Annotated in this window: 15 protein-coding genes and 2 pseudogenes; 7 read left to right on the top strand and 10 right to left on the bottom strand. The window is 69.1% G+C overall.

Translation table 11 applies throughout. From position 1 onward, the window contains the following. Nucleotides 1–315: 315 nt before the first annotated feature. Nucleotides 316–1,827: an FAD-dependent oxidoreductase gene (locus tag QRX50_RS26620; protein ID WP_285965900.1), complete on the top strand. Its 1,512-nt coding sequence runs from the start codon at nt 316–318 to the stop codon at nt 1,825–1,827. Nucleotides 1,828–2,176: 349 nt separating this feature from the next. Here the strand turns inward: QRX50_RS26620 and QRX50_RS26625 are convergent, their stop codons facing one another. The 8 genes and pseudogenes from QRX50_RS26625 to QRX50_RS26660 all read right to left on the bottom strand — a co-directional run bounded on the left by QRX50_RS26625 (nt 2,177) and on the right by QRX50_RS26660 (nt 9,230). After that, complete coding sequence (locus tag QRX50_RS26625) at nt 2,177–2,578, bottom strand: VOC family protein (RefSeq protein ID WP_285965901.1); 402 nt, start codon at nt 2,576–2,578, stop codon at nt 2,177–2,179. 465 nt (nt 2,579–3,043) lie between these two features. Continuing rightward, complete coding sequence (locus QRX50_RS26630; protein WP_285965902.1) at nt 3,044–4,774, bottom strand: L-lactate permease; 1,731 nt, start codon at nt 4,772–4,774, stop codon at nt 3,044–3,046. A gap of 43 nt (nt 4,775–4,817) precedes the next feature. Beyond that, nucleotides 4,818–6,134 (bottom strand): (Fe-S)-binding protein, encoded by a 1,317-nt coding sequence (locus QRX50_RS26635; RefSeq protein WP_285965903.1) that lies wholly within the window; start codon nt 6,132–6,134, stop codon nt 4,818–4,820. Next, nucleotides 6,135–6,938, bottom strand: coding sequence for an FAD-binding oxidoreductase (locus QRX50_RS26640; protein WP_285974776.1), 804 nt, complete (start codon nt 6,936–6,938; stop codon nt 6,135–6,137). A gap of 3 nt (nt 6,939–6,941) precedes the next feature. Next, nucleotides 6,942–7,028 (bottom strand): annotated as a pseudogene (locus QRX50_RS26645) (hypothetical protein); the annotation flags it as partial. 89 nt (nt 7,029–7,117) lie between these two features. Further along, nucleotides 7,118–7,405, bottom strand: a pseudogene (locus tag QRX50_RS49725) (FAD-binding protein); the annotation flags it as partial. Further along, nucleotides 7,405–8,892 (bottom strand): FAD-linked oxidase C-terminal domain-containing protein, encoded by a 1,488-nt coding sequence (locus QRX50_RS26655; RefSeq protein ID WP_285965904.1) that lies wholly within the window; start codon nt 8,890–8,892, stop codon nt 7,405–7,407. The pseudogene QRX50_RS49725 and the gene QRX50_RS26655, both read right to left, overlap by 1 nt. Nucleotides 8,893–9,053: 161 nt before the next feature. Beyond that, nucleotides 9,054–9,230, bottom strand: a complete 177-nt coding sequence (locus QRX50_RS26660) for a hypothetical protein (protein ID WP_285965905.1) — start codon at nt 9,228–9,230, stop codon at nt 9,054–9,056. Between the two features lie 396 nt (nt 9,231–9,626). Between QRX50_RS26660 and fmdA the strand changes: the two genes are divergently transcribed. The 6 genes from fmdA to QRX50_RS26690 all read left to right on the top strand — a co-directional run bounded on the left by fmdA (nt 9,627) and on the right by QRX50_RS26690 (nt 18,489). Beyond that, on the top strand, nt 9,627–10,874 hold the full coding sequence (gene fmdA / locus QRX50_RS26665; RefSeq protein ID WP_285965906.1) for a formamidase: 1,248 nt from the start codon (nt 9,627–9,629) through the stop codon (nt 10,872–10,874). A 401-nt stretch (nt 10,875–11,275) separates the two neighbouring features. Further along, nucleotides 11,276–12,733 (top strand): sugar porter family MFS transporter, encoded by a 1,458-nt coding sequence (locus QRX50_RS26670; protein WP_285965907.1) that lies wholly within the window; start codon nt 11,276–11,278, stop codon nt 12,731–12,733. Nucleotides 12,734–12,735: 2 nt separating this feature from the next. Continuing rightward, nucleotides 12,736–16,059 (top strand): trehalose-phosphatase, encoded by a 3,324-nt coding sequence (gene otsB, locus QRX50_RS26675; RefSeq protein ID WP_285965908.1) that lies wholly within the window; start codon nt 12,736–12,738, stop codon nt 16,057–16,059. Beyond that, nucleotides 16,043–16,831: an HAD family hydrolase gene (locus tag QRX50_RS26680; protein ID WP_285965909.1), complete on the top strand. Its 789-nt coding sequence runs from the start codon at nt 16,043–16,045 to the stop codon at nt 16,829–16,831. Before otsB ends, QRX50_RS26680 begins: the two co-directional genes overlap by 17 nt. Next, a complete protein-coding gene (locus QRX50_RS26685) occupies nt 16,828–17,826 on the top strand; it encodes an ROK family glucokinase (protein ID WP_285965910.1) in 999 nt (332 codons plus the stop codon). Before QRX50_RS26680 ends, QRX50_RS26685 begins: the two co-directional genes overlap by 4 nt. A gap of 195 nt (nt 17,827–18,021) precedes the next feature. Further along, nucleotides 18,022–18,489, top strand: a complete 468-nt coding sequence (locus tag QRX50_RS26690; RefSeq protein ID WP_285965911.1) for a hypothetical protein — start codon at nt 18,022–18,024, stop codon at nt 18,487–18,489. 717 nt (nt 18,490–19,206) lie between these two features. Here the strand turns inward: QRX50_RS26690 and QRX50_RS26695 are convergent. After that, the gene (locus QRX50_RS26695; RefSeq protein WP_285965912.1) at nt 19,207–19,353 is read right to left on the bottom strand and encodes a hypothetical protein; all 147 of its coding nucleotides are present in this window, start codon (nt 19,351–19,353) and stop codon (nt 19,207–19,209) included. Nucleotides 19,354–19,786: 433 nt separating this feature from the next. Then, nucleotides 19,787–20,158, bottom strand: coding sequence for a DUF5994 family protein (locus tag QRX50_RS26700; RefSeq protein ID WP_285965913.1), 372 nt, complete (start codon nt 20,156–20,158; stop codon nt 19,787–19,789). Nucleotides 20,159–20,255 lie beyond the last annotated feature (97 nt).

Genomic DNA, 20,255 nt, shown 5'->3' on the forward strand with positions numbered 1-20,255 from the left:
CATCCTTCTGTGCGAAAACACGGGATCATGGAAAACGGGTTTCTTCTTTGTGTGGCAAGTATGAAAACTGCTCACGGGAGCGGTTTCAAAGATCGTCATCTCCGATAATTGTGGGTAGATTCGTTAAAAATAGTGTTGGTTCATCGGGTGTTCAACAAAATGTGTGAATCGATGTGCGTCGGCCCAATGTGCCCGTTTTTCAACGCACCGTCCAACGCAGAATGTCACTGGCCCAACTTGGACGGTCGTCATCACCCAGGAGGCTGCGCCGGCGTCCGAGGTTTGACCGGCCAGTGGTGGGGAACCCACGCGGGCATGACCACTGCCCTGCCGGTCCCGCTCTCGTTGTGGGTGGATACCGCACCCGCACCGGACCGCGGGGCTGCCTCGCTCCCGTCGTCGGCCGACGTCGTCGTGCTCGGCGCCGGGATCGCCGGTCTCACCACCGCTTTACTGCTCGCGCGGGCCGGGCGATCGGTCGTCGTGGTGGAAGCCGGCCGGGTGGCCGGCGGCGTGTCCGGCCACACGACGGCGAAGGTGTCCGCGCAACACGCGGTGAAGTACTCGATGCTCGAGGACCGCCACGGCGCCGGGGCGGCGAAGACGTATGCCACCGCGCAGAGCGAAGCGTTGGAGTGGATCGCGGCGACTGCGGCGAAAGCCCGGATCGACTGCGCGTTCACGCGGGCCGACAGCTACGTGTACACGACTCACGCCCGCACCGTCGAGACGCTGCGACGCGAAGCCGACGCGGCCGCCGAAGCGGGGCTCGCGGCGTCGTTCGTGGGCGACGTCGAGCTGGCCGTGCCCGCATTGGGCGCAGTGCGCGTCACGCGGCAAGCGCACTTCCACCCGCGCCGCTGGCTGCTCGGCCTCGCCGCCGAAGTCGAACGGTCCGGTGGCACCATCCTCGAGCACACCCGGGCGACGAGCCTCGACCTGCGCGGGCGCGCCGTGCGGACATCCGAAGGCGATGTGGAGGCCAAAGACATCGTCGTCGCCACGCACTACCCCGTGTTTGACCGGGGGATGTACTTCGCGCGGCTCGACCCGGTGCGCGATCTCGTCGTGGCGGGCCCGGCTGCCGCGAACGTCGCGCCCGCCGGGATGTACCTCGACGCGGACACCCACCACTCAGTGCGCTCGTACACGGCGGACGGCACGACGACGGTCATCGCGGGCGGCGAGCACTACCGCGTCGGCGCCGAAACCGAGATCGACCGGCGGTACCGCCGGCTCGCCGCCTGGGCCGCCGAGCACGCCGGGCTGCACCGCGTGACGCACCGCTGGTCCGCCCACGACATGTCTACTGCGGACGGCTTGCCGTACGTCGGCCGGTACTTCCCGGGTGCGGCGCACCTGTGGGTCGCCACCGGGTTCGGCCAGTGGGGCATGACCGGGGGGACGGCTGCGGGGCACGTGCTGGCAGCTCGCATCCTCGGCGAAGACCACCCGGCCGCGGCCCTGTTCGACCCCCACCGCTTCGACCTGCACTCGGCGTTGAGCGTCGTGGAGGACAACGTGACCGTCGGGCGGCACCTGGTGGGCGACCACCTGGCCCTGCTGTGGCAGAACCGCTCGCTGGACGAGATCGAACCGGGACGGGCGGCAGTGGTGCGGGCGGGTGTCGAGTTCGTGGCCGCCTACCGCGGCGAGGGCGGCGAGCTGCACACTGTCGAGGCGCACTGCACGCACCTCGGCTGCCTGGTCGCGTTCAACGACTCGGAACGCACCTGGGACTGCCCGTGCCATGGCTCCCGTTTCGACATCGACGGCGGCGTGGTCCAAGGACCCGCGGTGAGACCACTGCGCCGCCATTCCCACTGAGGCGACCGATCCCGCCGTTCGGCAAGGTTGGCGCGACGCCGGAACCACTCGACACCCGGACACCTCTCGTGCCGCCGGGCCCGGAGGTCGCGCGTGCCGCGGCTCGAGCACGCCGTGCCGACGCAACCGTCAACACCTGCGGTCAGCGACAGCTGCGCGACGCGTTGAGCTCGAAGTGCACTTCGTAGACCTGCACCCTCCGGTCCCGCTCGCACGCCGCAACGACGCGCTGGCGGCACTCGTGTCTGCTCGAAGGCACAGAGCCGGCGCCGCCTGAGCGGTTCCCGCCTCGTCGAGGCACCCGTTCCGGGCTGGGCGACAAGAGGAACGAGCCGGCAGGGGTCGGTGGTCATGTCCCCGGTGCGATGAAGAACTCGAGAGCGATGTTGTCGGGGTCGCGGAAAGAGACGCCCGAGCCGTAATGCGCCTTCTTGATGCCGCCGTGGGTGATGGCGAGCTCGTCGAGGCGATCGCGCCACTGCTCGAGCTCAGCGGTGCCTGACAGTGCGAAGGCCACGTGGTCGAGGCCGGTGCGCGTCTCGGCGAAGCGGTCCTTCGACTCGCGGCCCGGGTGGGTGTGCAGACCGAAGAGCATTCCGCCTTCGAGGGCGAAGACCGTGTGGTGGAACTCGCCGCCTTCTTCGTCCTCGTCGAGCACGGGTTCGGCATCGAACAGGCGGCTGTACCACTCGGTGCTGCGCTTGAGGTCCGAAACCGTGATCGCGAGGTGCTGCAGTCCGGGGAAAGCCATGTGAGCGACTCCGTTCCTTGATCGGTATCGAATAAGGGCTCCGGGCGCGAGACATCGGAATGCGATCCGCGATGTCGGGTCGAGTGCGCCGGTCGGGTGGCTACGCGGCCGGTGGACCGCGATGACGCGGACCCGTAGCGTCGCCGAATTCGCGGACCTGGGCTCCGACCTTTTCACCGGGCGCGGCGACGACGCCGCTGGCGTACGGGCGCGGCAAGGACCCCCCCAATTGTCGGTCGAACGCACACGACCAGGCAGCAGCGACATCGGCACGAACTCGGAATCAGTACCTGTCGCACGCTAACCGCGACGGATTCTCAACAGAAGATGTTTGTGACGACCGGCCGCACCTGCCCACCGAGCGGGAGGAGCGCCTCGTCGAACGGTTCACGCGATTGTCGTCCGTGCCGATCGTGCACTCCCCGGGGGACGCGGACGGCCCACCGCGCGGCGCGGCGGTCGCGGTCAGGGCACCATCCACGAGAGCACAGGGGTGGACTGCAGGTAGACGAGCACGCACATCACCGCGAGGAAGACCACGCTCCAGAGGAACACCCTGCGGAAGAGATCGCCCTCCCGCCCGGACATCCCCACCGCCGCCGCGGCGATGGCGAGGTTCTGCGGGCTGATCATCTTGCCGAGCACCCCGCCGGACGAGTTCGCGGCGGCGAGCAGGGTGGCGCTCAGCTCGGCCTTCTGCGCGGCGACCACCTGCAGTGCGCCGAACAACGAGTTCGACGACGTGTCCGAGCCGGTCACGGCGACGCCCAGCCAGCCAAGGATCGGCGAAATGAGCGCGAAGATCCCGCCGGCGCCGGCCATCCACGTGCCGAGCGTCGTGGTCTGCCCGCTCGCGTTCATGACGTAGGCGAGCGCGAGCACGGCCATCACGGTCACGATCGCGGGAGCGAGCTGGCGATACGTGGCGAAATAGGTGCGCAGCGCGGTCGCGGGCCGGATGCGGATCACGGGAATGGTGATAAGCCCGGCGATGATGAGCAGCGTGCCGGCCGCGGCGAGCCAGTCGAACTTGAACATCGGCAGCGTCGAGGCTTTCCCGCTCGCGGATGCGATGTGCAGCCCGGGCCAGGCGAAGGTGCGGGTGACGCTGGTCAGCGCGTGCTGGATCGCCGGGATCTGCGCGAGCCCGAACACCACGATGATGATCAGGTAGGGCGAGTAGGCGCGGAACACCTCGGCGCCGCTGTCGCGGCGGCCGGCTTCGGTGGCACCGTCACCGCCTCCAAACGATGGACCGTCGCGGCCCGCCCGGGGAGCCTGCCGGTCGATCGTGGCCGTCGAGGTCGCCGCCGCCTCCGCGCGCCCGTCCGTGCCCGCGCCGGTGCGGGTGACCTCGGGTCCGCCGGTCTCGGTGAACCCCTCGACCGGCTGCCAGACCCGCAGGAACAGTACGACCGCGCCGGCGCTCAGCAGCGACGCGACGATGTCGGTGAGCGGTGCGCTCACGTAGTTCGAGATCGCGAACTGCGCGACGGCGAAGACCACGCCGCAGACGAGCGCCACCGGCCAGGTCTGGCGGACCCCGCGGGTGCCGTCGATGATGAACACGAGCGCGAGCGGGACGATGAACCCCAGCAGCGGGGTCTGGCGTCCGACCATCGCGGACAAGTCGTGCAGCGGCAGGCCGGTGACGGTGGCCAGCGTGGTGATCGGCACGGCGAGTGCACCGAAGGCGACAGGTGCGGTGTTGGCGACGAGTGCGACGACCGCGGCCTTCAACGGCCGGAAGCCCAGCGCGATCAGCATGACGCTGGTGATGGCGACCGGGGTGCCGAACCCGGCCAACGCTTCGAGCAGCGCACCGAACGAGAACGCGACGATCACGCCCTGGATCCGCTGGTCGTCGCTGACCCGTGAGAACGAGCGGCGCAGCACGTCGAAATGTCCGGTGTGGACAGTCATGTTGTAGATCCAGATCGCGTTGATGACGATCCACAGGATGGGGAAGAACCCGAACGCGGCGCCTTCGGCCGCCGCGAGGAACGCCGGGCCTGCCGGCATCGGGTAGACGAAGATCGCCGCCGCGAGCGCGACCACCAGTGAGATCAGCGCCGCGAGCCACGCCGTCATCCGGAGGATGCCGAGCAGGACGAACAGCACGATCAGCGGAATGGCCGCCACGAGCGACGACCACGCGAGCGAACCCGCGACGGGATCGAGAATCTGCGTGTACATGTGTCACCTCGCCGTTGAGGACGACAACTGGGGATTTGCCGGCTTACGCCCCGGAGCGGGACCGCCCGACAGCGTCCGCTGCCAGGCCACGGATCGAAGCGTCGAGAACCTCGACGGTGTGGGCGACCTTCAGCTGCCCACCGAGCCGCTCGGCAGACGCGGCCAGCTGCATCAGGCAGCCCGGGTTGGCCGTCACCAGCAGGGGTGCGCCGGTGGCGAGAACATTGCGTGCCTTGCGGTCCCCGAGTTCCCCCGCGGCCTCGGGCTGAAGGATGTTGTAGATCCCCGCAGAACCACAACACAGGTCGGCTTCGGCGATCTCCCGCAGCTGAAGTTCGGAGATTTCCCGCAAGAGCGCGCGCGGCTGCGTCCGGATCGCCTGCGCGTGCCCGAGGTGGCAGGCGTCGTGATACGCGATCGTGACCGCCAGCGGGTGGCGGGTGGCCACCGTGCCCCGCTCCACGAGGAATTCCGTGATGTCACGGACCCCGTCGGCGAAGCTTCGCGCGCGCTCGGCGTAGGCGGGATCGTCGGCGAGGAGGTCCGCGTACTCCTTCATCGCCGAACCACAACCGGCGGCGTTGACCACGACCCGCTCGACCCCGGCGGCCTCGAAGGTGTCGATCAGCTTGCGGGCGAAGGACTGCGCCTCTTGCTCCCGGCCATTGTGGACACTCAGCGCACCGCAGCACCCCTGCCCGGCGGGCGCGATCACGTCGAAGCCCTCCGCGCTCAGCACACGGGCGGTCGCCGCGTTGACGCCGGGGAAGAACTCCCGCTGCACGCAACCCAGGAGCATGCCGACGGTGCCCCGCTTCTCGCCCTGGGCAGAAGACCGTTCCGGCACCTGCTCGAACGGCTCGAGCTCCGGTGCCAGCGACTCCAGCGCCGCCAGCGCCGGGAAAGCCCTGCGCAGCAGGCCGCCGCGGCGCAACCGGCGGCTGAGCCCGGTGGCCTGGTAGGCCCGCAGCGGACCACGCAGGGCGTGCAATCGCTTGGCGTAGGGGAAGACGCTGAAGATCGCGCGGCGCATCAGCCGATCGCGGGCGGGGCGGTGGTGACGGCGCTCCACCTGCGCGCGGGTGGCTTCGATCAGCTTGTCGTACTGCACCCCGGACGGGCACGCGGTCACGCAGGCCATGCAGCCGAGGCAAGCGTCGAAGTGCTGCACCATCTCCGGTGTCATCGGCTCGCCGCCGAGGCCCATCTCCATCAGGTAAATCCGCCCGCGCGGCGAGTCCATCTCCTCGCCCCACAACGTGTACGTGGGGCAGGTCGGCAGGCAGAACCCGCAGTGCACGCAGTCACCGACGAGCGCCGCCGACGGCGGGTGGTGGTCATCGAAGGCAGGTCCGGACATCTAGATCCCTCCTGCGAAGCGACCGGGAGCGAGCCGGTGCTCCGGGTCGAACTGATCTTTCACCCGGCGCATCAAGCTCAACCCCCGTACCGGCCCCCACGGGTCGAGCGCCGCCTTGACCGCAGGTGGCGCGTCGAGCACGACGACGTCCCCGCCCCAGGTGGCCGACCGGTCGCGTAAGACCTGGACCAGCTCGGCGACCACGGCCGGGTCGGCGGCACCCGGCACCGCGGCGTACAGGAGACCGACGCCGGCCGAACCACGGGCCGAGATCGGCACACGGTGGCGCCGCGCCTGCTCGTCGAGCGCGTTCAGCAGGGCCGGCAGCCCGGTGACCTGGTGCGTGAGGCGCAGGGCCACGTCGCCTCGCTGCCACGGGGCCCGGCCCCACCACCGCGGCGCAGCGTCGCACGGTTCGGCGCCGTCCCCGAGCAGGTCGAGGAACTTCTCGACCCGGCCGGCGGCTCCCTGTGGGATGCCTTCGACGAGCACCGCCAGCGTCCCCGTCGCGTCGTGCGGGCGGTCGAGTTCGACGGCGTTCGGCACGAGCTGGGCGTGCAACACCCGCCGCAGCCGCTCGTACGCGATGCCTGCCGAGTCCACCGGAACCACGACCCAGCGGGCCAGCGCCGGTAGCGGGTGCAGCCGGAACACCGCCTCGGTGACCAGGCCGAGCGTGCCCCAGGAACCGGCGAACAGCTTGCCCAGGTCGTAACCCGCGACGTTCTTCACGACCTTTCCACCGGCTTTCGCCACCACGCCGTCCGCTCGGACGACGGTGATGCCGATGAGCAGGTCGCGCACCGCGCCGTGGGAGAAGCGCAGTGGGCCGGACGCGGCGGTTGCGATGAGCCCGCCGACCGTTCCGGCGTCGGCCGCACCAGGCGGCACCACGGGATCCGCTGCCAGCCGCTGACCGGCGGGGAGAGGCGGTCCTGCAGCGTCGCGAGGCGCAGGCCCGCGTCCACGTGAACGACAAGGTCGCCGGAGCGGTGCTCGACGACACGGCCCATGCGGCCGGTGTCCACGAGCAGGTCGGCCTTCGCGGGCCGCTGCCCCCAGCCGAGTTTCGTCCCCGAGCCCCGGACGACGACGGCGAGCCCGATGTCAGCGGCGATCCGCATGACGTCCGCCGCTTCCGCGGTGCTGCCCGGTGCCGCGACGAACGCCGGCGCGATGCCGTCGACCTCGTCACCCGCCTCCGCGGGCCGGGCGTGCTTTGCGGTCGCCGCGCACAGCGCGTCCAGCGTCGCCGGATCGGGCCCGCTCATCAGAAGACCTCGGCGATTCCGGCTTCCTGCAAGGGATGCGCGCCCTTGTGCCGGCCCGGCACCTCGCCGCACAGCCGCGGCGTCGGGAACACCTTGCCGGGATTGGCCAGCCCGGTGGGATCGAACGCGCAGCGCACCAGCTGCATCGTGTCGAGGTCCGCCTCGGTGAACATCCGCGGCATGTACCTCGCCTTGTCCGACCCGACGCCGTGCTCGCCGGTGATCGATCCGCCGTACTCGATGCAGAGGTCGAGGATCGCCCCCGAAACCTCCTCGGCGCGCTCGGCTTCGCCGGGCACCGCGTCGTCGAACAGCACCAGCGGGTGCAGGTTGCCGTCCCCGGCGTGGAAGACGTTGGCGACTCGGACGCCGCTGCTGCGCGAGAGCTCCGTCATCCGGCGCAGCACCTCGGGCAACGCGGTGCGCGGGATGACACCGTCCTGGACGATGTAGTCGGGACTGATCCTCCCGACGGCGGCGAACGCCGACTTGCGACCCTTCCAGAACAACGCGCGCTCCACGTCGTCCTTGGCGATGCGGATCTCGAAGGCCCGGTGCGTGTGGCAGTGCCGCTCGACCTCCTCGAACTGCCGCTCGACCTCGTCGGCCGGTCCGTCCAGCTCCACGATCAGCACCGCACCCGCACCAGCGGGGTAGTCACAGTGCACGGCCGCTTCGGCCGCCTCGATCGCCAGCGCGTCCATCATTTCGATCGCCGCGGGCACGACTCCGGCGCCGATGATCTCCGAAACCGCCGCGCCGGCGTCGTCGGTGCTCGGGAAGGCCGCGAGCAGCGTGCGGACCGCTTCCGGCAGCCGGGTGAGCCGCACCGTCACCTCGGTGGCGATGCCGAGCGTGCCTTCCGAACCCACGATGGCCCCGAGCAGGTCGTACCCGGTGGGGTCGGGCGCCTTGCCGCCGAGCCGCACGGCTTCGCCGTCGGCGGTTACGAAGGTGATCCCCGTGACGTGGTTGGTGGTGAAGCCGTACTTCAGGCAGTGCGCGCCACCCGAGTTCTCGGCGACGTTGCCGCCGATCGAGCAGATCTGCTGGCTCGAAGGGTCCGGCGCGTAGTAGTAGCCCTCGGGACGCGCAGCGCGGGAAACGTCCAGGTTGATCACCCCCGGCTCGACCACCGCGCGCTGGTTCTCCCGGTCGACCTCGATGATGTGCCGCATCCGCGAGGTGACGATGAGGACCCCGTCGGCCCGCGGCAGCGCACCCCCGGAGAGGCCCGTGCCGGACCCGCGCGCGACGAACGGCACCTCGGCCTCGGCGCAGGCACGCACGGTCTCCACGACGGCGGCCGTGTCCCGCGCGAGCACGGCGAGCGCGGGAGTGACCTTGTAGTGCGCGAGGCCGTCGCACTCGTAGGTGCGCAGCCGCTGGTGATCGTCGATGACCGAATCAGGACCCAGCGCCGCCCGCAAGTGCTCGGCCAGCGCCGCGATCCCCGGTCGCACATCTCGTGGCTCGTAGGTCGTCATGCGCGCCCTCCCAGCCCGCTTGACTGTGGATACGGACGGCTTTTGAGCTACAGAAAGTAACTCCGCCTTTCAGCACCGTAAGACGCTCCGGAAGGCTCGTCAACGGGCGGCGCACGGGGCCTCGCGGGTCGCGGAGGAAACCGCAGGTGGGCCGCGTGCGGCTACCCGGTCAAGCGTCGGATGCTGGGCCGTGCGGTGATCACGACCGAGCCGCCGCAACTCCAGCACTCGACCGCCATCCCCGGCGGAGTCCGCCCCGCGACCTCGCAGCTGGCGCATTCCCACGCGGTGAGGACGACGAACTCCATCGAGCCGTCGTCGTCGGACTTCGCTTCCACGACGCTCCACCGATTTCTTGATCAGCAATAGTCCGGCGCCCGTAAGGGGCAGCCGGTACAAGACGAGGCAAGATAACGAAACGATATACGTCAAGTCAAGCCGGAACGTGGTTTTTCGTTGCCCTTGACATCCCTGCTCGACGTGCGAATACGCTGCGCACAGCGCGATCCCGTTCGCGATGCGGCGTCGGGCCAGTGTCGTCCTGGTCTCGGGAGTAGCCGAACGTCCTCGTGAGTCCGGCCCAGGCCGTCACGGAAAGTAGCCCGCAAGCAGTCGGTAATTCAGGCGTCGGTTTTTCTGCCGAACGTCGTCGATATCACCAGGAGGTTCACAGGTACTGACCCGAGAACGGCGGGCAAACCAGATCAAGGGCCCGCAAACGGAGGAGAGTTCGCATGCCAGAAGTAGTGTTCAGTGTCGACCAGACGAAATCCATGCGTGACCAGGCGGTGCCGGGCCACAACCGGTGGCACCCGGACGTCCCGGTCGCCGCGATGGTCCGTCCCGGGCAGGAGTTCCGCGTGGAGTGCCGGGAATGGACCGATGGCCAGCTCGGCAACAACGACTCGGCCAACGACGTGCGGGACGTCGACCTGTCGCGCTGCCACATGCTCAGCGGTCCCATCGGCGTCGAGGGCGCCCAGCCCGGCGACCTGCTCGTCGTCGACATCCTCGACCTCGGCCCGGTCCCGCAGGAGACCGGCGACGCGCCGGGGCAGGGCTGGGGCTACACCGGGGTGTTCGCCAAGGCCAACGGCGGCGGGTTCCTGACCGACTACTTCCCCGACGCCTACAAGGCGATCTGGGACTTCCACGGTCAGCAGGCCACCTCGCGCCACCTGCCGGGCATCCGGTACACCGGAATCACCCACCCCGGCCTGTTCGGCACCGCGCCGTCGGCCGAGCTGCTCGCGCGGTGGAACCGCAGGGAGCGGGCGCTGGTCGACCGCGAGCCCGACCGCGTACCGCCGCTGGGCCTGCCGCCGTTGCTCGACGGGACGCTCGCCGGAACGGCCGACGGGTCGACCGCGGACCACATAGCCCGCGAGGGCGCCCGCACGGTGCCGGCCCGGGAGAACGGTGGAAACCACGACATCAAGAACTTCACCCGGGGATCGCGGGTCTTCTACCCCGTCTACGTCGACGACGCCAAGTTCTCCGGCGGAGATCTGCACTTCAGCCAGGGCGACGGCGAGATCACCTTCTGCGGCGCCATCGAGATGGGCGGGTACATCGATTTCCACGTCGACCTCATCAAGGGTGGCATGGAGAAGTACGGCATCACCACGAATCCGGTGTTCATGCCGGGAAACGTCGAACCACGGTATTCCGAGTTCCTGTCGTTCGTGGGCGTCTCGGTGGACCGGGAGACCGACGAGAACCTCTACCTCGACGCGACCATGGCCTACCGCAATGCCGCCCTGAACGCGGTGGAGTACTTCAAGAAGTGGGGCTTCACCGGTGAACAGGCCTACCTGCTGCTCGGTTCGGCGCCCATCGAGGGCCGGATCAGCGGCATCGTGGACATCCCCAACGCCTGCTGCACGCTCTACGTGCCCACGGAGATCTTCGATTTCGACGTGCGCCCGACGAGCGAAGGCCCAGTGATGGCCGATCGCGGACAGTGCGCGGTCACGTCCTGACCGGCAGAGAGGTTTCAGCGAGGCCGGACTTCGTTCGGTCTCGACCGAGAGTGGCGAAACGCTCGACCGGGACTCCCGGCCGAGCGTTTCCACGCCGCCGCGCTGTCCCCGCGCGCCGTGCCCGATGAACGCCACCGCGCCGCGGAACCGGTTCGGACGGCGGAAGACAGCGGCGCCCTCGACCCACACCGGCGCAGGTCGTGGCAGGCTCCGGATCGTCGAGGAAGATCTTCTCTTCGCGGTTCACCTCGAGTCGCGGACAGCCGAGCTGGTGGATCCTCAGATCCGGTTCACGCATTGCCCCCTTGACGGAATGTGATTTCAGACACAGTCTGTAAGGAGGTGCGAGGGAGCCGTCGAGCGCAGACCGCCTCGGAGACCCTCGCGCAGGGGAGGTCCATGTGGGGACCACACCGGGCGGCCAGCCACCGCCGAGCGAATCTTCCCAGCCGCCGGGCAATCCTGCCCAGCAGATCGGCTATGCCACCCCGAGTACCGGCCGCACCGTGCTCGTCGCCGCGACGGCGGCGCTCGGTGGTTTCCTCTTCGGCTACGACACCGCGGTGATCAACGGAGCCGTCAAGGCGGTCGGGGAGAACTTCGGTGCGTCGGCCTTCGTCCTCGGTTTCGCGGTCGCCGCGGCGCTGATCGGCTGCGCGATCGGCGCCTGGTTCGCGGGTGCGATCGCGGACCGCTACGGCCGGATCCGCGTGATGTGGCTCGCGGCGATCGCGTTCGCCATCAGCGCGCTGGGCAGCGGCTTCTCGTTCTCGATCTGGGATCTCGCGTTCTGGCGGCTGGTCGGAGGTCTCGGAGTCGGTGCCGCGTCCGTGATCGCGCCCGCGTACATCGCGGAGATCTCACCGGCGTACCTGCGCGGCAGGCTGGGTTCGCTGCAGCAGCTGGCCATCGTGACCGGCATCTTCGTCGCGCTGCTGGTGGACTACGCACTCGTCGCCGGTTCGGGCAGCGCGTCGGACCCCCTCTGGTTCGGCCTCGACACCTGGCGGTGGATGTTCCTGTCGCTGATCGTTCCGGCCCTCGCCTACGGCCTCCTGGCCCTGACGATCCCGGAGTCGCCGCGACACCTGGTCCAGAAGGAGCAGCTGGCCAAAGCGGCCGAGGTGCTGCGGCGGTTCGTCGGCGGCGACGTCGACGCGAAGATCACGGAGATCATCCGGACGCTCAGGGGAAAGAGCGAGCGTACCGGCTTCGTGACCATCCGCGGCCCGAAGCTGGGGTTGCTGCCGATCGTCTGGGTCGGCATCGGACTGTCGGTTTTCCAGCAGTTCACCGGCATCAACGTGATCTTCTACTACTCCTCGGCTCTGTGGCAGGCGGTGGGGTTCAGCGAGCAGAACGCTCTGGCGATCACCGTGATCACGTCGGTGACCAACATCCTCACCACCGTCATCGCCATCGCCCTGGTCGACCGGATCGGCCGCAAACCATTGCTGGTGATCGGCTCGATCGGTCAGTTCGTCTGCCTGGGCGTCCTCGCCCTGCTCTTCGGCACCGCGCCGATCGTGAACGGCGCGCCGGACCTGGGTTCGGCCGGACCGATCGCGCTCGTCGCCGCCAACGTCTACGTCGTGTTCTTCGGAGCGACGTGGGGCCCGGTGGTGTGGGTGCTGCTCGGTGAGATGTTCAGCAACAAGATCCGCGCGATGGCCCTGTCCGTCGCCGCGGCGGCCCAGTGGCTGGCCAACTTCGCCATTTCCACGACCTTCCCCGCGCTGTCGGATGTCGGGCTGGGGCTCGCGTACGGCGTCTACACGTTCTTCGCCTTCGTGTCGATCTTCTTCGTGTTCAAGTACGTCAAGGAGACGAAGGGGCGTGAGCTGGAGGAGATGGCTTGACGATGACCGAGCCGACGTCGATGGTCCGGGAGCTTCCCCACGCGTTGCGTGACGGTGATCGGTTCGCCCGGCGGCTGGCCGGACGTCGCCCAGCGGTGTTCCTCGACTACGACGGTGTGCTGGCCCCGATCGTCGACCACCCCGAGGACGCCCTGATTTCCGAACGCATGCGGGATACGGTGCGGGCGCTGGCGATGCGGTGCCCGGTGTGTGTGGTCAGCGGGCGTGACCGGCTCGACGTGCAGCGGCTGATGGGGGTCGACGACCTGGTGGTCGCCGGCAGCCACGGCTTCGACATCTGGAGCCCGGCCGCCGGCGAGATCCACCACGATGCCGCGAGCGGGTTCGAGGACGTCATCGGCGAGGTTACCGATCGCCTGCGCACCGAAACCGGTTCGATCCCGGGCGTGGTGATCGAACCGAAGAAGGCCTCGGTCGCGGTGCACTACCGGCTCGTCGACCCGGACCGGCGCCCACGGATCGCCACCGTCGTCGAGACTCTCCTCGCCGAGCATCCGGACCGGCTGAAGATGACGCCGGGCAAGATGGTCTACGAGCTGCAGCCGAAGATCGACTGGCACAAGGGCAAAGCCGTGCTCCACCTGCTCCGCGCCCTGCACCTGGACTCGCCCGACGTGGTCCCGATCTACCTCGGCGACGACATCACCGACGAGGATGCCTTCCGGGCAGTGGCCGATCGCGGGGGAGCCGGCATCTTCGTCGGCACGGCTGACGATCCCGAAGTGGGCGATCGGACCACGTCGGCCGAGTTCATCCTCTCGTCCCCGGAAGAAGTGGCTCAGCTGCTGTCCACTCTGGCCGTCGGCGAGGGCCGGTCCCCGGACGAGGGGGAGTCCGCGTCCGACTGCGTGCTCGTCTACGACCACTTCGACCCCGGCACCGAGGGTCTGCGGGAGTCGCTGACGTCGACGGGCAACGGATACTTCTGCACCCGCGGCGCAGCCGAGTGGGAGGACGCCGACAAGGTCCACTACCCGGGTACCTACGCCCACGGTGGCTTCAACCGGGAAACCACCATCCTCGGCGGACGCCCGGTGCAGAACGAGGACCTGGTCAACCTGCCGAACTGGCTGGTGCTCAAGCTGCGCATCGAGGGCGAGGAGGCGATCAGGCTCGGCAACGTCGACCTGATCTCCTACGAGCACTCCTACGACATCCGGCTCGCGACCGTTCAGCGCGTCCTGCGCTTCCGCGACCGCGCCGGCCGGGAGACGACGCTGCGCAGCCGCCGCTTCGTGAGCATGGCCCACAGCCACCAGGCCGGCATCGAGTGGACGCTGACGCCCGAGAACTGGTCGGGTCGCGTCGAGGTGATCTCCGGGCTGGACGGCCGGGTGACCAACCAGATGGTCGCCCGCTACCGCGAGCTGGAGGGACGTCACCTCGACCCGGTGTCTCCGCGCACTTTCGGTCCGGAGACCATTGCGCTGAAGGTGCAGACCCGGCAGTCGGACATCTACGTCACCGAGGCCGCGCGCACCCGCGTCTTCCTCGACGGTGAGCAGCTTCCGGTGGAGCGCACCCTGGATCAGATGGACGACTACATCCAGCAGGTCATCTCGTTCGACGTGGCGCGGGGCCGGCCGGTTCGGGTCGAGAAGATGGTGTCGCTGTTCACCTCGCACGACAACGCGATCACCGAGACGCTGGCGGCCGCGGGCCGGGGCGTCCTGCGCTACCCGGACTTCGCCGAGGCACTGGTGGAGCATGCTTCGGCGTGGACGGAGCTGTGGGAGGTGTGCGACCTCGAGCTCCCGCGGGAACCACGGGTCGAACTGCTGCTGCGGTTCCACGTGGCGCACGTGTTGCAGGTCTGCTCCCGGCACACCGCACGGCACGACGCGGGTGTCCCGGCCCGCGGGCTCAACGGCGAGGCCTACCGCGGGCACGTGTTCTGGGACGAGCTCTTCATCTACCCGTTCCTCAACTTCCGGCTACCCGACATCACCCGCGGCTTGCTCCTCTACCGCTATCGCAGGCTCACCGAGGCCCGCGCGGCTGCCCGGGAAGCGGGCTTCCAGGGCGCGATGTTCCCGTGGCAGAGCGGCAGTGACGGCACCGAAGAGACCCAGGTCGTCCACCTCAACCCGCTCTCCGGTCAGTGGGACCCCGACCTCAGCCACAACCAGCGCCACGTCAATGCGGCCATCTTCTACAACGTCTGGCAGTACTACCAGGCCACTGACGACCGGGAGTTCCTGCGCGACTACGGCGCCGAGCTGATGCTCGAGATCGCGCGGTTCTGGGCCTCGATCGCCCGGTACGACCCGGAGCGCGACCGCTACGAGATCCACGGCGTGATGGGACCCGACGAGTTTCACGAGCGCTATCCCGGCAGCGAACAAGGCGGTTTGCGCAACAACGCCTACACCAACGTGATGGTGGCCTGGATCGCCGACACCGCCCCGCGTGTGCTGAGGCTGTTGCCGGCCAGCCGCCGCGCCGCGCTGCGCGCCCGCCTCGGACTGACCGATGACGAGCTGCACACGTGGGACGAGATGAGCCGCAAGATGTACGTGCCGTTCCACCCGGACGGCATCATCAGCCAGTTCGAGGGCTACCTGGACCTGGACGAACTCGACTGGGAGCACTACCGGGCCGCGCACGCCAACATCCAGCGGCTGGACCGGATCCTCAAGGCCGACGGCGAAGAACCCGACCGCTTCAAACTGGCCAAGCAGGCCGACGCGGTCATGTTGTTCTTCCTGTTCTCCGACGAGGAGCTGCGCACTCTCTTCCGCCGGCTCGGCTACGAGCCCGATGCGGAGCTGACCCGGCGCACGATCGACTACTACGACCGGCGCACCTCCCACGGTTCGACGCTGAGTCTGGTCACCCACGCCGGCGTGCTCGCCGCGCTGGACCCGAAGAGTTCCTGGGACCGGTTCATCGTGGCGCTGGAGAGCGACATCGGTGACGTCCAAGGAGGAACGACCAAGGAAGGCATCCACGTGGGTGTCATGTCCGGCACCTTGGACCTGTTGCAGCGCTACTACGTCGGCAGCGCCGTGCGGGACGGCGTGCTGTACTTCGCGCCGACCCAGCTCAACCGGCTCGACGGCCTGGTTTTCTCGATGCAGTACCGGGGCGTACCGCTACGGGTGTCGATCACCGGCGACGAGCTGACTGTCTTCGCGCTTCCCCAGGGCTTCCGCGGGCCGGTCTTGATCGGCGTCGGAGACGAGGTCCACGAACTCGGGGCGGGGGACAGCCGGGTCTTCACCCTGCCCCGCGAGCCCGAGCCGGCGGCGGTGGAGAGCCACCCGGGCCACGCGGAAGGGAGTCATCATGGCGAAAGGCTTTGAGGGCGCGATCTTCGACGTCGACGGCGTGCTCGTCGACTCCCCGCATGAGCGGGCCTGGAAGGATTCGCTGCGCGAGCTGATGGAGACCGAGTGGGCCGACATCCGCGACCGGACCACGTGGTCGGACGACCGCTTCACGCCCCAGGTCTATCAGCAGGTGATGTCCGGCAAACCCCGGGCCGCCGGAGCGCTGGCCGCCCTCGAGCACTTCGAGGTCCCCGACGCGAAGGCGCGCGTCGAGGTCTACGGTGCGCACAAACAGGACATGGTCATCAAGCTCATCGAGGCCGGCGAGTTCGAGGCCTACCCCGACGCGCTGCGCTTCGTCCTCGCAGTGAAGGCCGCGGGCATCCCGACCGCCGCGGCGTCGTCGTCGAAGAACGCCGGGCTTTTCCTGCGTCAAATCCGCCTCGACACCTTCGCCGCGCAGAACGGCCTTTCCCACGACTTCGTGACGCCCGGACTGAGCCTGCTCGACTCCTTCGACGCCGACATCTCGGGCCGCGACTTCGCCCACGGCAAACCGCACCCGGAGATCTTCCTGACCGGTGCGGCCGAACTCGGCGTCGCCCCCGAAGACTGCTTCGTCGTCGAGGACGCGGCCAGCGGCATCGAGGCCGCCAAGGCCGGCAGGATGTCGGCGTTGGGTGTCGCCAGGGCCGACGACGAGGCGCTGCTCGCGGCCGCGCGGGCCGACCTCGTGGTGACGTCCCTCGACGAGATCGACGTCGCGGCGCTCGGCCGTCACGTGCTGGCCGGGCGGGCGTCATGAGCAGCCCGGCGGCGCAGGCGGTTCCCCGGCCGGTCCACGAGGCCGCTGAAGGGACGCTCGCCATCGGCGTCGACATCGGCGGCACCAAGATCGCCGCGGGGGTGGTCGACGAGAGCGGGCACATCGTCGCCCGCACCCGGCGTCCGACCCCCGCCGACGACCCGTCGAAGACCCAGGAGTCCATCGCCGACGCCGTTCGCGAACTGACCAGCGAGTACACCGTGGTCGGGGTCGGTCTGGGCGCGGCGGGTTTCGTCGACGAGAAGCGTTCGACCGTGATGTTCGCGCCGAACCTCGCCTGGCGGGACGAGCATTTGCGGGAATCGCTGGAGGACCGGCTCGGCATGCCGGTGATCGTGGAGAACGACGCCAACGCCGCCGCGTGGGCCGAGGCCCGGTTCGGCGCCGCCCGTGGCGAGACCCACGTCGTCATCCTCACCATCGGTACCGGGATCGGCGGCGGTGTGGTCCTCGACGGGAAGCTCTTCCGGGGCCGCTACGGGCTGGCGGCCGAGATCGGGCACTTCACCATCGTCCCCGACGGGCGACGCTGCGGATGCGGCCTGCACGGCTGTTGGGAGCAGTACGGCAGCGGGCGCGCGCTCGTACTCGAGGCGCAGGAGCAGGCGACCGTCGCGCCCTCGATGGCCCAGGAGCTGCTGCGGCTCGCCGGGGGGCGTCCGGCGGGCATCACCGGCCACATCGTCACCGAGGCCGCGCGGTCCGGCGACGTGACCGCCCTGAACTGTTTCGACGAGCTGGGCAGATGGCTCGGGCGCGGGATGGCCGCGCTGGCCGCGATCCTCGACCCGGGCATGTTCGTCATCGCCGGCGGCGTGTGCGAGGCCGGCGAAATTCTCCGCGCACCGACGGAGGCCGTCTTCCGCAAGAACCTCACCGGCCGCGGCCACCGCCCGACCGCGAAGGTGCGTATCGCCGAGCTGGGCAACGAGGCCGGACTCGTGGGCGCTGCCGACTTGTCCCACCTGCGGTGAGCCCGGCGGGTTCGAGGTATCGGTCGGGATTCCCGACCGGCAAGTCCTTTGTGGACCTTTTGGCTGGGTGGTGCGTGGGTTCCAGCTCGTCTCGACAGCGACCGCTGCAGCCCTTGGCCCGTAGACCACGGCACGTGCCGCGAAGTAGCATGGGATTGCACAGCGTGTCAAGGGCTGACCGAGTGGGTGGTCTTCATGCGCAGTTACCTCGTGGTCGCGAACCAGACCCTTCTGGGTCCGGAGCTGCTGAACGAGCTCCACAAGAGGATCGAGGCGGGGCCGAGCGTCTTCTACGTGCTCGTCCCGAACACCGCCGCCGCGCACTACCACACGGTGCCCGCCGCCGGCGGATTGATGCCGATGCCCAGCGTGGTGATGGACTTCGGTCGACCTGCCTCCGACGAGGAGGCGACAGCGCAGGCCCGGCAACGGCTGGGCCAGGTGCTCGCCGACCTCGCCGCGCGGAAGGTTCAGGCGGACGGCGACCTCGGGAGCGCACAACCGCTCGAAGCCATCGAGAAGGTGCTCGCGGGCCGCGAGTTCGACGAGATCATCGTCGCCACACTGCCCCGGCGCGCCTCCCGCTGGCTCCGGGCCGACCTGCCGCACCAAGCCGAGCGCCGGTTCGGCCTGCCGGTCACCACGATCACCACAAAACACTGACCGGCCAGCGCGGCAATGAATTCGACGCGGGAGTGATCACCTGTTATTTGATCAGGTACCTCGTTGGAGAGTCGCGGATCTGGTGACCGAGGATCGCGAGGGAAACTTTTTCTCGTGAGTCCGCGGCAGCTCACACTGCTTTCCACGACGAACTTTTCACCGCACCGGTCGGTTAGCCGAAATCGCCCCGCGGCCCGACCTGGCGCGGACCACTGTGGCCATCTCAGACGCCTCGCCCCGGGTCAGATGAACAGCCTTGTCGGGCCGGCCGCACGGGAATTGTCTGCGTGCGGGCGGCCGACTCAGACAGAGGTGTGGACCGCCGTGTTCGTGAACTCCGCCGATGCGATCGGCGGCGTCTGGGCCCCGCTCGCATGCCGGCCGGCCAATTGGGGGAGATGGCGTTGACAGTGACGCCGAATCGTGCGAGTTCTTTCGTGGTGCGGAGAACCGAGGCCGCGGCGATGCCACGCATCTCGATGCTGACGGATGCGGACGCCGGCTGGACTTACTCTCGCCGCGCTGATACCGGGTCCTGTTGAGTCGGAGCGTGCGCTGCTCGGGATTCCCGCAGGCGGCAGTCAGAGCCCAGTGGGAGCGTGAACGGAAGCTTCCGTGTCGGCTGCCCGCGCCGTCCACGATGGGTTCGCTGCTCGTAGTGACGCTGGTTCGGCCAGGTTCGAACGGGGATCGGTACCTGCCTTTTCCCAGCCGGGATCATGGATGCTTCGCCGCCGGAGCGAGCGACAGGGTGACCTTCCGCTCCGGCCTGCCCCGGCCGATACGGTAGGGCAGGCCCAGCGCGGCGAACACGCCGAGCATCCTCGAGTCCTGCGCCGGCACTTCGACGATGAAACTCCGCACGCCCTCGTGGCCCGCCGAGACGACGAGCTGATCGAGCAGCAGCGTCGCGACCCCGTGTGTCCACCACCAAAGCGATCTCGGCCTCGGCCGGATCGGGGAGGATCTGGTACCTGGCGACACCGACCAGGTGGTTGTGCACGAAGCAGCCGACCGCGGTGTGCCCGACTCCGGAATTCCGCGCGAGCTGTGTCGCGAGCCTGCCCAGCCGAGCCGTACCCAGTCCGAAGAACCACAAGCACCGGTCGCGCCCGGACAGGCGCGCCTGCAGAGCGAGGACGGCCACGACGTCACCGGCGTCCAGCCTTCGCACCCAGGCGATCTCGCCGTCGGACAGGAGCGCCTTGACGGGTGGGGTGGTGACGGACATGTCGTCTCCTCGCGAGGGTGCGGGAGCCGCCGGAGTATTCGGGCCTCGGCGTACTTTCTTGTGCGGTTACGAGGGACGGGCCGTCTCCGGGACTCCGCGCGCGGCGAGGATTTCCTCGGCCCGATCGCCATTGTCCCGGCGCGACGCGGCGATGAGGGCGTCGTGGCCGGCCGCCTCGGGTGCGCCCGGAGGGATCGTCAGCAGGCTGACCCGGTGTGGTTCCGGTCCGGTCACGGTCACGAGATGTCCGGCCGCGGCTCGGACACCGTGCAGGCGCACGACGTGACCGGCGATCTCCAGTCGCCGTGGGGCCTTGTCCCACTCGGTCGTCGCGTAGGTCACCCGCGTGGTGTATCCGAGGCGCATGGCGAGGACTTCGACCAGCGGCGGCAGTTCTGCCACCAGATCGCGCGATCGTGGCCACCAGGCACCGTCCAAAGTGCCCGGTGGTGCGTCCTTGGGCTTCAGGCGAAGCCGCAGCAGGTGATGGGTGGCGGCCGTGCCCGGCCTCCAGTCTGGGTGCGCGGATTCGGCG

It is taken from the genome of Amycolatopsis sp. 2-15 (assembly GCF_030285625.1).
Lineage (GTDB): Bacteria > Actinomycetota > Actinomycetes > Mycobacteriales > Pseudonocardiaceae > Amycolatopsis > Amycolatopsis carbonis.